Source organism: Streptomyces sp. NPDC057616 (assembly GCF_042800575.1).
Taxonomy (GTDB): Bacteria; Actinomycetota; Actinomycetes; order Streptomycetales; family Streptomycetaceae; genus Streptomyces.
Genome location: NZ_JBHVGU010000026.1, coordinates 81,944 through 94,441, shown reverse-complemented (window position 1 = coordinate 94,441; position 12,498 = coordinate 81,944). Strand labels below are relative to the sequence as shown.

Genomic DNA, 12,498 nt, shown 5'->3' with positions numbered 1-12,498 from the left:
GCGGGCGATGAGGGCGGCTGGCGGATGCGGGCGGGGGTAAACCCCACCCGCCGTCTTCCGGCCGCTCAGTGCAGGGTCGGCGGCTGGGCCGAGACCGTGGGGCCTTCGCGGCAGATCAGCAGCAGCGCGCGGTCGTCGTTGACGTCCTTGGCCACCGCCTCGATGAGGTGCCAGGCGGCGCCGTGGAAGCCGCCGGCGACATAGCGGTCGGCCTCGCCCGTGAGGCGGTCGATGCCTTCCACGATGTCGCGGTCGGAGGTCTCCACGAGGCCGTCCGTGAACAGCATCAGCACGTCGCCGGGGCGCAGCGAGCCCTTCACGGGGTCGAACTGCGCCCCGTCGTAGACGCCGAGGAGCGGGCCCTCGGCGGCCTTCTCCTCCCAGCGCCCGCTGCCCGCGCTGAGCTGGAGGCCCGGGGGGTGCCCGGCGGAGTACAGCTCGTAGTCCCCGGAGTCGAGGTCCAGGACGAGATGGATGGAGGTGGCGAACCCCTCCTGCCAGTCCTGGCGCAGCAGATAGCCGTTGGCCGCCGGGAGGAAGGCGTGCGGGGGCAGCGAGCCCAGCAGGCCGCCGAAGGCACCGGACAGCAGCAGCGCCCGCGACGCGGCGTCCATGCCCTTGCCGGAGACGTCCGTCAGGACGACCTCCAGGGTGCGGCCGCCGTTGGTGCGGGCGGCGACCACGAAGTCGCCCGAGAAGGACTGGCCGCCCGCCGGGCGCAGCGCCATCTCGCGGTGCCAGCCCATCGGCAGCGTCGGCAGCTTGCTCTGCACCCGGATGCGTTCGCGCAGGTCGAAGAGCATGGTGCCGCCGCGCCGCCAGGGCACGCCGACCCTGCTGCGGAACTGGGCGATGAGCAGGCCGAAGAAGCCGCAGGCGGCGACGACCAGGACCACGCCCGGGGTGACGCGGGACGGGCCCTCCGTGTAGGGCCCGAGCTTCACCGACTCCACTATCAGCGCCGTGGCCGCGGCCGCGTACAGCCCGAGCAGGCTCGCCGGGCGCAGCAGCAGCCCGCCCGCCACGATCGGCAGCACCAGCACGGCCGGGGAGCACCACACGGAGTTGGCGAGCGTGACGGCCGCGATCACCGGCACCATGAGGAGCAGCCCCGCCAGTGCGACCCAGTCCGAGCCGTCGCCGCGGAAGTAGTCGACGGCGCTTCTGCGCAGGCCGACGCGGACCCGGTGCCACTGCATCTTCCACCGGGCCGTGAACGTCTCGGCTTCCGCGCGCCGCTCTCGTCCTGCTGCCATCAGTTCGGGACCCTATCCATCGGACCAGCTGCTTGGCACGGGAGGTCCCACTTGTCCCCCGTCCGAGGTTCAACTTCACAGTGAACTTCACAGAAAGCCGTTGCGGGCCCGCCAGGACGAAATTCCCTCGCTCGTCCCGCAATGCCCTGGTAGGCATGGTTCATGGCGACTGACTTGCGGGTGCTGCGGCAGGACGACTGGGACGAGTGGTACGACAACCTGATCCGCGCCTTCGGCGGGGTCCCGGAGTCGGCCGAGGAGCGCGCGCTGTTCCGCGAGCTCACGCAGACGGACCGTTCCATAGGCGTGTGGGACGACGATACGTGCGTGGGAACTGCAGGGGCATTCGGTTTCCGGCTGACCGTGCCCGGCGGCGCGGCGGTGCCCGCGGCGGGCGTGACCATGGTCAGCGTGGCCGCCACGCACCGGCGGCGCGGCGTCCTGACGTCCATGATGCGGCGGCAGTTGGACGATGTGCGGTCCTGGGGCGAGCCGCTGGCCGTCCTGACCGCGTCCGAGCCCGCGATCTACGGTCGGTTCGGGTACGGCGTCGGCACGTTCCACGTCAACGCCGAGATCGACACGACCCGCGTACGGCTGTCCGTGCCGCCCGGCACCGATGACGTACGGCTTCGGTACGCATCGCCCGCCGACGCGATCGGCGCGTGCGAGGCGGTGTACGCCCGGCTGGTGCCGGGGCGGGCCGGCATGGTGGCGCGGCTTCCGGGCTGGGAGCGGCTGTGGCTGCTGGACCCGGAGAGCGAGCGCGACGGCGCGTCACCGCTGCAGTGCGTGCTCGCGGAGCGGGCGGGCGAGACCGTCGGGTACGCCCGCTTCCGGATCAAGCCGGACTGGGAGCCGGCGGGACCCAAGGGCACGGTCGTCCTGCAGGACCTGGACGCGCTGGATCCGGCGGCGCACGCGGCGCTGTGGCGGTTCCTGTTCGACATCGACCTGACGTCGAAGGTGAGCACGCGCGGGCGGCCGGTCGGCGAGGGCTGGCAGCACATGGTCTCCGACATCCGCCGCTGCTCGCTGCTCGTGCGGGACTCGCTGTACGTACGGCTGGTGGACGTCGGGGCGGCGCTGGAGGCGCGGACGTACCAGGCGCCGGTGGACGTGGTGCTGGACGTGGAGGACGCCTTCTGCCCCTGGAACGCCGGGCGTTGGCGGCTGACCGGGGACCCGAAGGGCGCCTCCTGCACGCGCACCGAGGACGCGGCCGATCTCGCGCTGTCCGTACGGGAGTTGGGCTCGGCCTATCTCGGCGGTGTGAGCCTGGACGCGCTCGCCGCGGCCGGGCGGGTGCGGGAGCTGCGCCAGGGAGCGCTCGCCGAGGCGTCGCCGGCCTTCGTGTCCTCCGTGCCGCCGTGGCTGCCGCACGGGTTCTAGGACTGTGCGGAGGTCCCGTCGTCCGCCCGGAGGGCGGGCCGGGTGGCATCCGGCGGGGAGCGTTCCGGGCGCCGCCGGGCGGACGGGGCTTTGGCAGCAGACCCCGGCCGGCCTACGGGTTCCGGCTGCCGCACGGGGCCGGCCGGCCCTGGGGCGTCAGCCCTTCTGGCAGGCGGGGCACCAGAACAGGTTGCGGGCGGCGAGGTCGGCGGTGCGGATCTCGCCGCCGCAGATGTGGCAGGGCAGCGTGGCCCGCCGGTAGACGTACACCTCGCCGCCGTGGTCGTCCACGCGCGGCGGTCGGCCCATCGCCTCCGGCGTGTGCTCGGGGCGGACGGTGTCGATGCGGTTGTTGCGGACGCCCTCGTGCATCAGCCCGACCAGGTCGGCCCAGACGGCGTCCCACTCGGCCGGGGTGATGTCCCTGCCCGCCCGGTAGGGGTCGATGCCGTGCCGGAAGAGGACCTCGGCGCGGTAGACGTTGCCGACGCCCGCGATCACCTTCTGGTCCATGAGCAGCGCGGCGATCGTCGTACGGCTGCGGGAGATCCGGCGATAGGCCGCCGCCGGGTCGGCGTCGGCCCGCAGCGGGTCGGGGCCGAGCCGGCCGTGGATCGCGTCCTTCTCGGCGTCCGTGATGAGCGCGCAGGTCGTCGGTCCGCGCAGATCGACGTACGAGGTGTCGTTCGCGAGCCGCAGGCGGACCGTGTCGGTGGGCGGCGGGGCGGGGGCGTCACCGAAGGCCACCTTGCCGAACAGGCCCAGGTGGATGTGGACCCAGTCGGTGTCGCGGAAGCCGAGGAAGAGGTGCTTGCCGTGGGCCTCGGTGCGGGTGAGCCCGGCGCCGTCGAGGAGTGCGGCGGCGTCCGAGAACTTGCCCTGGGGGCTGGTCACCCGCGGTGCCGTGCCGGAGAAGCGGTCGGCGTAGTCGGACGCCAGCCGGTGGATCGTGTGCCCCTCTGGCACGGTGCCTGTGTCCTTCCCGCCCCCCGAGGGGCGTCAGTCCTGCTGCGGGTGGTGCGCCGGGATGGGGGGAAGCTCGCCGGTCGTCTCGTAGTCCGCGAGCATGTCGATCCGGCGGATGTGGCGCTCGTCACCCGAGAACGGGGTGCCCAGGAAGGTCTCGACGAACTTCGTCGCCTCCTCCGTGGTGTGCATACGGGCGCCGACCGCCACGACGTTGGCGTTGTTGTGCTGGCGGCCGAGCGACGCGGTCTCCTCGCTCCAGGCGAGCGCCGCGCGCACGCCCTTCACCTTGTTCGCCGCGATCTGCTCACCGTTGCCGGAGCCGCCGATCACGACGCCGAGGGAGTCGGGGTCCGCGGCCGCGCGCTCGGCGGCGCGCAGGCAGAAGGGCGGGTAGTCGTCCTGGGCGTCGTAGATGTGCGGGCCGCAGTCGACGGGGTCGTGGCCGGCCGCCTTGAGCCACTCGACGAGGTGGTTCTTGAGTTCGAAGCCGGCATGGTCGGAGCCGAGGTACACGCGCATGACTCCGAGTGTGACACGGCTGTTTGCGGGCAGCAGCTCCGGGTGCCGACCAGGGGAAACCATGACGTCGACCACAGAACCTCAAGGAAACCTCAAGTAACGATCCCGTTTCGAAGGTTCACGAATCACTTAACCTCCGTTTCACTGGTCCGACCCGTACACCGCTCGTACGGGGATCGCTCACAAGGCGCGAAGGAATTCCCCCTATGACTGGTCTCCAGGCCGGACTCAAGAACCGTCATCTGACGATGATCGCCATCGGCGGTGTCATCGGTGCCGGACTGTTCGTCGGCTCCAGCTCAGGCATCGCCACCGCAGGACCCGGCATCCTCCTCTCGTACGCCCTCGTCGGCACCCTCGTCGTGCTCGTGATGCGCATGCTCGGCGAGATGTCCGCGGCCAACCCCACCTCCGGATCGTTCTCGGCGCACGCCGACCGCGCGCTCGGCCGCTGGGCCGGGTTCTCCATCGGCTGGCTCTACTGGTTCTTCTGGGTCGTGGTGCTCGCGGTGGAGGCCACCGCCGGCGCCACGATCCTCGAGAGCTGGATACCGGCCGTCCCGCAGTGGGGCTGGGCCCTCATCGTGATGCTCGTGCTGACCGCCACCAACCTCGTCTCCGTCGGCTCCTACGGCGAGTTCGAGTTCTGGTTCGCCGGGATCAAGGTCGTCGCGATCGGCGCGTTCATCGTCGTCGGCGCGCTCGCGATCTTCGGTGTGCTGCCGGGCGTGCACGCCGACAAGGCGAGCTTCGGCAACCTCAGCGACCACGGCGGCTTCCTGCCGCACGGGCCCGGCGCCATCCTCACCGGCGTGCTGCTCGTCGTCTTCTCGTTCATGGGCAGCGAGATCGCCACCCTGGCCGCCGGCGAGTCGGAGAATCCGCAGCGGGCGGTCACCAAGTCCACGAACAGCATCATCTGGCGTATCGCGGTCTTCTACCTGGGCTCGATCCTCGTGGTCGTCTCGCTGGTGCCGTGGAACGACCCCTCGATCAAGGAGAAGGGCTCCTACGTCGCCGCCCTCGACTCCCTGGGCATCGCGCACGCCGGCCAGATCATGAACTTCATCGTGCTGACGTCGGTGCTGTCCTGTCTCAACTCCGGCCTCTACACGGCCTCCCGGATGGCGTTCTCCCTGGGTGAGCGCGGTGACGCACCGAAGATGTTCGCGCGGACGACGTCCCGCGGTGTGCCGAGGGCCGCGATCCTCGCGTCCGTCCTCTTCGGCTTCGTCGCGGTCTTCTTCAACTACAAGTTCCCGGACTCGGTCTTCCTCTTCCTGGTCAACTCCAGTGGTGCCGTGGCCCTGTTCGTCTGGCTGGTCATCTGCTTCTCGCAGCTGCGCATGCGGAAGATCATCCAGACCGAGGCACCGGAGAAGCTGGTCGTGAAGATGTGGCTGTACCCGTACCTGACCTGGGCGGCGGCCGGTGTGATCGTGTTCGTGCTGGGCTACATGCTCACGGACACGGAGCACGACGGACGCGAGACCGTGCTGCTGTCGCTGCTCGTGGCAGCGATCGTGCTGGTCATCGCCGTGATCAAGGAGAAGGTGCTCGGCGGCCGGACCGCCGTGGCGGCCGAGTCCGCGACGGCGCCGGACGAGGTCAAGACGGGCTGACGGAACGGGCGTTGTACGTAAGGGGCCCGCGGCGATCGCCGCGGGCCCCTTCGCGTGTCCGCGCCGTGTCGTGTCCGCGCCGTGTCGTGTCCGCGCGGTTCACAGCACGATGAAGCTGTTCTTGGTCTTGGTGTAGGTCTTGAGGGCCTGGCTCTCGACGCCCGGCTGGTACCAGGTGTTGATCTGGAACGTCTTCCCCTCCTGGGTGAAGCCCAGCAGCCGGGCGTGCCACGGGGTGCCGTTCAGCGTGAAGGTGTACTCCCACACGACCGCCGGGTTGCCGCGGAAGGTCGTCTTCTCCAGGCGGATCTTCTGGTAGTTCTGCCCCTGGTGGGCGTTCTGCTCCGACTTCCTCCAGGTCTCCATCAGGTCGCCGCGGGCGACGGACGACGCGGCCGCGAGCTCCTGGGTGCCGTCGGGCGACGTGTAGTGCACCTCCGAGCCCGTCTTCACGTCACGGCGCCAGCCCTTGGGGGTCGCCCACGCGTACCCGCCCTCCCGGTGCACGCCCGGCGGCAGGGTCTGCGGCCTCGACGTGCCTTCCACGGTGGGCGGCGCGCTGCTGTCCGCCGTGGTGGCGGACGAGGAGGAGGAGTCCGCCTGATTGCCGCCGGGCGAGCCGGAGTTCGCCAGCAGGACCGCGGCCACGACGGCACCCGCGGCGGCCAGTCCGCCGGCGGCGACGAAGCCGGCGCGGCGGCGTCCGCGGCCCGGGCGGGGGCCGGCCGGGACGGCGGGGCCGGGGAGGTCGGGCTGCGGGGTGCGGAGCGGATGGGGGCCCAGGGCCGGGCGGGTGGACAGCTCCGGGGTGGGCGCCGCGCCCTGCCGGGCACCGGGCGCCGCCGCGCCGGAGCCGTTGCCCCGCGGGGTGTGCTGTTCGGGGACGGTGGGGGTGCGGACCAGGTTGACACCGGGCCGCCCCGTGGCGGGAGGCGCGGAGGCGGGAGACGCGGTGGCGGGAGGCGCCGAGGCGGCGGACGGGGCCTCGGAGCGGATCTCCGAGCGCACTTCGGAGCGCACCTCTGAGGGGACCTCGCTGGAGGCGTTGACGTGCTGGTGGGCGGAGGGCGTCGCGGGCTCCGGCAGCTCCCGCGGCACCGCGTCCTCGACGGGGGCGGGGTCGAGCGCGGGTTTCTGCGCGGCTTCGGGTTCGGGCTGCCTGGGGTCGCGGGCGGCACGGACGAGACGGGTGTCCAGGTAGACCGGCGTGGGCCGCTCGGGCTCCACGACGGGCCGGGGGCGCGTCTCCGCCTCGGCCGCGGGCTCGGCGGACTCGTCCGCCTCACCCTCCTGCGCACCGCCGTTCCCCTCCCCCGCGCCCACGGGAAGCGTCGGCATGGTCGGCGGGAAGGCGACCGGGAGCAGGGCCTCCTCCAGGTCGTCCAGGTCCGGGCGGACCGAGGGGTCCTTCTCCAGCAGCGCGGCCAGGACGTCCCGCAAGGGACCGGCGGCGGACGGGAGTTTGGGCTCCTCGTACAGCACCGCGTGCAGTGTGGCCAGGGTCGTGTCGCGGGAGAAGGGGGACCGGCCGCCCAGGGCCGCGCAGAGCGTCGCGCCCAGCGACCACACGTCGGACGGCGGGCCCTGCGGGCGGCCGGATATGCGCTCGGGCGCCATGTAGTCGGGGGAGCCGACCAGCATCCCGACCATGGTGAGCGCCTTGGCGTCCTGGATCGCGGCGATGCCGAAGTCGGTGAGCACGATGCGCTCCGCGCCGTCCTCCACCAGGACGTTGCCCGGCTTGATGTCGCGGTGCAGCACCCCGCGCGCATGCACCTGGCGCAGGGCCCCCACCAGCCCCAGCCCGATGCGCGCCGCGGCGGCGGGAGACAGCGGGCCGTCCTGCGCGACGAGCCGTTCCAGGGAGCGGCCGCCGACCAGCTCCATGACGATCCACAGCCGTTCGCCCTCGTCGACGACGTCGTAGACCCGCACCACGTTGGGATGGTCGATCCGGGCGGTCGCCCTGGCCTCGCGCAGGGTCCGCTCGCGGCGGGTGCGCGTGTCCTCCGCGTCCAGCCCGTCGATGCGCATCTCCTTGACGGCGACCGGACGGTCGAGCATTTCGTCGGCGGCCCGCCACACCCGCCCCATTCCCCCCTGGCCGATACTCTCGACCAGCCTGTAGCGCCCCGTCACCAGCAACCCTGGAACTCCGCCGCTTCTCGTATTCCCCGGCAATCCGCTGCACCCCCTCAATTACCTCTGCAACGCCCCGACTGTCCCACAATGGTCACACTTCGGGCCGTACCAGCATAGTGCGGAGAAATCTTGTGGTAGCTCTTCAAGTACTGCGAATTCAGGCGCAGCCAAGGGGGATGTGAACATGAGTTCTCGTCGCATGACGACCATCGCGGGATCGCTGGTCGCGGCATCTTTTTCGACGGTGATGATCCTTTCCTTCACCGCCAGCGCGGACGACCAGGGACCTGGCAGCAGCAAGGGGGGAAAGGCCGTCGACGAGGCGCCGGCAGGCGTGAAGCTGACCACGCTCCTGCCTTCGAAGATCTCGGTCGACAACGGCTCGCAAAAGACGGCGATTACCGCCACGGTCAAGAACGAGGGGACCAAGGACAGCGGAAAGATCCAGCTTTTGGTCGTCGGTTTCGACGGCCTCACGGTCAAGAGCGTGCAAGGCTGCTCCCAGATTGCCGAAAGTAATCTTCCGAAGGGCTCGAACAGCGGTTTCTCCTGCCCGATCGACAATCTCGCGGCCGGCAAGTCGAAGTCGTACGCCGTCGACGCCACCTACGACCTCAAGAAGGCCGGCAAGATCTGCCTGCCCGTGACGTCCGGTGACGGGAAGAAGACGTACTGGCAGCAGGGACCGGTTCCGTTCGGTACGACGAACCCGTCGCCGAACGCCCCCGCCACCCCGCTGCTGCTCGGCACCGACAACACGCCGGTGGCGCCGGGCGGCGACCAGAAGGAGCTGCCGAAGACGGGCGTCGGGCGGGACGTCCTGCCGCTGGGCGCGGCGGGTGCGGCCCTGATCACGGCCGGTGCGGCCGGGCTGTGGTGGACGTCCCGGCGTCCGGCCCGCCACCTCCGCGGCTGACACTCCCGGCGGCCGCGCACCATCCGCGACACGGCCGGGGTGCCCGCGCACCCCGGCCTTCTTCTCACCAGAAAAGCTGACGGCCGCTGTCAGGCTATGCGGGAACGATGCCGGTCATGAACATCGCGACCGACAACGCCACCGGCCCGCTCGTCCTGCGTCCCGGGGAGCCCGGCTACGACGAGGAGATCGCCGGTTTCCAGACCGGGTTCGCCCAGCGCCCCGCCATGGTCTTCGCCGCCGCCTCGGCCGACGACGTGCGCGCCGCCGTGCGGTACGCGGCCGCCCGGCACCTGCCGATCGGCGTCCAGGCCACCGGCCACGGGCTGCCCGGCCCGTCCGAGGGCGGCGTCCTCGTCACGACGCGCCGCATGGACGCGGTGACCGTCGACGCCGCGGCCCGCACCGTCCGCGTCGGGGCGGGCGTCCGCTGGGGCCAGGTCGTGGACGCCGCCGCACCGCACGGCCTGGCCCCGCTCAACGGCTCGGCCCCGGGCGTCGGCGCCGTCTCGTACACGCTGAGCGGTGGACTGTCCGTCCTGGCCAGGGAGTTCGGCTACACGGCCGACCATGTGCGCTCGCTGGACCTGGTCACCGCGGACGGCCGGCTGCGGCACGTGACACGGGAGTCCGACCCCGACCTGAGCTGGGCCCTGCTCGGCGGCGGCCCCGGCTTCGGCATCGTCACCGGAATGGAGATCGGCCTCGTCCCGGTACGGACCTTGTACGGGGGCTCCGTTTCCTTCGACGGCCGGCGGACCGACCCGGCGGCCCTGCTGCGGGCGTACGAGGAATGGACGCGGACCGTGCCCGACGGCCTGACCTCGTCCTTCGCGGCCGTGCCGTACCCGGACCTGCCGGCGCTGCCGCCGCGGCTGCGCGGCCGGTACGTCGTCTCCGTGCGCGTCGCGTACACCGGCGCCGACGGGGCCGAACGCGTCGCTCCGCTCAGGGAGTTCGGCCCCGTGCTCAGCGACTCGCTGCGCGAGATGCCGTACACCGAGAGCCGCACCATCCACAGCGACCCGGACTTCCCGCACGCCTACTACGGGGACAGCGCGGTGCTGAGCGAGCTGGACGTCGCCAGGGCCGGCGAGGTGCTCGCGCGCACCGGCCCGGACGCCGGCGGCCCCCTGTGCGTCGTGCAGATCAACCACCTGGGCGGGGCGCTCGCGCGGCCCGCGCCGAACTCGGTGCCGTACCGCGACGGGCGGTTCCTGCTGCGGCTGCTGACGGTCGGGGACCGTGAGCAGGCGCGCGCGGTGCTGGACCCGGCGTTCGCGCTGCTCGCGGAGGTGACCCTGGGCCGGGCCCGCGCCTTCGCCTTCGGCGCCGGGGACCGGACCGACGGCTTCTACGACGCCCGGACGCGCGAGAGGCTCGCCGGGCTGAAGTCGCAGTACGACCCGGCGAGCCTCTTCCGTGACGACTTCGGCGTCAGCGCCTGCCGATGAGCTTCCAGGCGGTGGGCGTGACGCCCATCGCCAAGGCCGCCTTGAGGGCGTCGCCGACGAGGAACGGCGTCAGGCCGGCCGCGACCGCCGCGGACAGGGACATCCCGGCGGCGTAGGCCAGGTAGGGGACGCCGACGGCGTAGATGATCGCCTCGCCCAGCAGCATCGTGCCCGCCATGCGCAGGGCGGAGCGGTCCGCGCCGCGGCGGGCGAGGGCGCCCACGGCGGCGGAGGCGAGCATCATGCCGATGATGTAGCCGAAGGAGACGGAGACACCGGAGGTGCCGCCGGCGAACCACGGCACACCGGCGAGCCCGGCGAGCGCGTACAGGACGAGCGAGGCCAGGCCCCGGCTCGCGCCGAGGGCCGTGCCGACCAGCAGGGCGGCGAAGGTCTGGCCGGTCACCGGCACCGGGGAGCCCGGCACGGGCACGGAGATCTGGGCCGCGAGGCCGGTGAGCGCGGCGCCGCCGAGCACGAGGGCCACGTCCCGGAGACGGGTCGCGGGCAGGAGGTCGGCGAGGACCTCACGGGGGCGGACGGTGGCGGCAGCGGTGCTCATGAGGACTCCGCGGGTGACGAGGACATGCTGGGACACGGTGACGCTATCCCAGCGGTCCCGGAGTGATCACCGTCAGCGATCGACAAAGGCGGGACGGCGGGCTTGGTGGGCTCCGGACAAAGAGTGCCCGCTACACCGGATTTGACGTGATGCCGGTCACGGAGGCAGGGAGGCCGCGCTCACCGAGCCGGGAGCGGACGACCTGTAGGGTCTCACCAAATGAATCCTAGTGGTCTGGTCGGATTCATGTTTTCTGGCCTACTCTTCGAGCCATGGTTGCCCAGGCCCTGAACTTCACGTCGCGTCGCTATGTCGACCTGCGACGCCAGGGTGCTGCCACCTGTCGCCGCCCGGTGTGAGGCGGTCCGCGCGCCTCAACCCCCGAGACGTGTCGGCCCCGTTCCCGAGGACGGTCTCCCATGCCCTCCGCCCTGGCATCCACCACTCCCGCGTCCCCTTCCAGCCGGCGCCGGACGAGCGCGAGCGTCGTCCTTCGGTCCGTGCTGGACCACGGTCCCGTGGCCCGCAGCACCATCGCCCGGCTGACCGGTCTGTCCCCGGCGTCGGTGACGGACTACTGCGCCCGTTTCACCGAACTCGGCCTGATCCGCGAGGCGTCCGCGCCCCGGCGGTCCAACGGCGTCGGGCGTCCGCACGTCCCCGTCGACCTGGACGACTCCCGGTTCGTGGTCGGCGGGGTGCACGTGGCGGTGCCGTACACCACGGTCGCCCTGCTCGATCTGCGCGGCCGGGTGGTGGCCCGGCGCGAGCTGAAGCACGAGCACACCGATCCCGGCCGTCTGCTGGCGCGGGCCGCCGACGGGCTGGCCGCGCTCCTGGCCGCCGCCCCGGGCTGCCGGCCGCTCGGCGTCGGCGTGGCCGTCGGCGGCTGGGTGGACCGCGAGTCCGGCACCGTCGTGGAGCACCCGCTGCTGGGCTGGCGGGACGTGGCGGTGCGCGAGATGTTCGGGCGGCGCACCGGGCTGCCCGTCCATGTCGACGGCCACGCACGGGCGCTGGTCAACGCGGAGCGGCTGTTCGGCCTCGCGCGGGAGCACCGGAGCGTGCTGCACCTGTTCGTCGGGAACGTCGTCGACGCGGCGTTCGCCACCAACGACGAGGTGCACCACGGCCCCCGCTCCCAGGCCGGCGCGATCGCCCATCTTCCGGTGCCCGGCGGCACGGAGCCCTGCGACTGCGGGCGCGTCGGCTGCCTCCAGGCCGAGTTGAGCGAGCGGACGCTGTGCCGCAGGGCGCGGAAGGCGGGCCTCGTCGACGGCACGAATCCGATGCACGTGGTCGGCGCGGCGGCCGCCGGCGACCAGGAGGCGGCACGGCTGCTCGTGGAGCGGGCGCGCGCCGTCGGCCGGGCGGTCCGGCTGCTGCTCGACGTGCTCAATCCGGAGACGGTGGTCGTGACCGAGGTCGGGATCATCCACCGGGAGGACTGCCTGAGCGCGCTGCGCGACGAGGTCGGCGACCTGCGCGCCGCCTCCGTCGTGCCGACGAGCTTTCCGGACGCGGTGCTCGCGGTGGCCGGCGGCGCGGTGGCACTCGACGTGCTCTACCGCGATCCGCTGGCCGCGTCACCTCGCCTTATTTAATTCAGCAACTCACAATGTTGACAGGGGTCGTGAATGACGGGGAACATCCTGCTCATGAGCCT

At 72.1% G+C, this 12,498-nt stretch carries 10 protein-coding genes; 5 read left to right on the top strand and 5 right to left on the bottom strand.

Features of this window, described 5'->3' with window-relative positions:
• Positions 1-65: 65 nt before the first annotated feature.
• A complete protein-coding gene (locus ACFU97_RS29650) occupies positions 66-1,256 on the bottom strand; it encodes a PP2C family protein-serine/threonine phosphatase (protein ID WP_384262571.1) in 1,191 nt (396 codons plus the stop codon).
• A gap of 162 nt (positions 1,257-1,418) precedes the next feature.
• On the opposite strand from ACFU97_RS29650, the gene ACFU97_RS29645 reads away from it, so the two are divergent.
• The gene (locus ACFU97_RS29645; protein ID WP_384262568.1) at positions 1,419-2,648 is read left to right on the top strand and encodes a GNAT family N-acetyltransferase; all 1,230 of its coding nucleotides are present in this window, start codon (positions 1,419-1,421) and stop codon (positions 2,646-2,648) included.
• A 156-nt stretch (positions 2,649-2,804) separates the two neighbouring features.
• On the opposite strand, the gene ACFU97_RS29640 is transcribed toward ACFU97_RS29645, so the two are convergent.
• The gene (locus tag ACFU97_RS29640; protein WP_384262566.1) at positions 2,805-3,614 is read right to left on the bottom strand and encodes an Fpg/Nei family DNA glycosylase; all 810 of its coding nucleotides are present in this window, start codon (positions 3,612-3,614) and stop codon (positions 2,805-2,807) included.
• Positions 3,615-3,647: 33 nt separating this feature from the next.
• A complete protein-coding gene (locus ACFU97_RS29635; protein ID WP_384262564.1) occupies positions 3,648-4,136 on the bottom strand; it encodes a ribose-5-phosphate isomerase in 489 nt (162 codons plus the stop codon).
• Between the two features lie 206 nt (positions 4,137-4,342).
• On the opposite strand from ACFU97_RS29635, the gene ACFU97_RS29630 reads away from it, so the two are divergent.
• Positions 4,343-5,758: an amino acid permease gene (locus ACFU97_RS29630; RefSeq protein ID WP_384262561.1), complete on the top strand. Its 1,416-nt coding sequence runs from the start codon at positions 4,343-4,345 to the stop codon at positions 5,756-5,758.
• 99 nt (positions 5,759-5,857) lie between these two features.
• Here ACFU97_RS29630 and ACFU97_RS29625 read toward each other — a convergent pair whose 3' ends face one another.
• Entirely contained in the window at positions 5,858-7,852 is a 1,995-nt protein-coding gene (locus ACFU97_RS29625) for a serine/threonine-protein kinase (protein ID WP_384262682.1), read from the bottom strand.
• 232 nt (positions 7,853-8,084) lie between these two features.
• On the opposite strand from ACFU97_RS29625, the gene ACFU97_RS29620 reads away from it, so the two are divergent.
• Together ACFU97_RS29620 and ACFU97_RS29615 are read left to right on the top strand one after the other, a co-directional pair.
• A complete protein-coding gene (locus tag ACFU97_RS29620; protein WP_384262559.1) occupies positions 8,085-8,816 on the top strand; it encodes an LPXTG cell wall anchor domain-containing protein in 732 nt (243 codons plus the stop codon).
• 116 nt (positions 8,817-8,932) lie between these two features.
• The gene (locus tag ACFU97_RS29615) at positions 8,933-10,270 is read left to right on the top strand and encodes an FAD-binding oxidoreductase (protein ID WP_384262556.1); all 1,338 of its coding nucleotides are present in this window, start codon (positions 8,933-8,935) and stop codon (positions 10,268-10,270) included.
• Here ACFU97_RS29615 and ACFU97_RS29610 read toward each other — a convergent pair.
• Positions 10,254-10,832, bottom strand: a complete 579-nt coding sequence (locus ACFU97_RS29610) for a biotin transporter BioY (protein ID WP_384262554.1) — start codon at positions 10,830-10,832, stop codon at positions 10,254-10,256. The genes ACFU97_RS29615 and ACFU97_RS29610 overlap by 17 nt on opposite strands.
• Before the next feature lie 419 nt (positions 10,833-11,251).
• Here ACFU97_RS29610 and ACFU97_RS29605 point away from each other — a divergent pair, with 419 nt between their 5' ends.
• Positions 11,252-12,436, top strand: coding sequence for an ROK family protein (locus tag ACFU97_RS29605; protein WP_384262550.1), 1,185 nt, complete (start codon positions 11,252-11,254; stop codon positions 12,434-12,436).
• Positions 12,437-12,498: the final 62 nt, after the last annotated feature.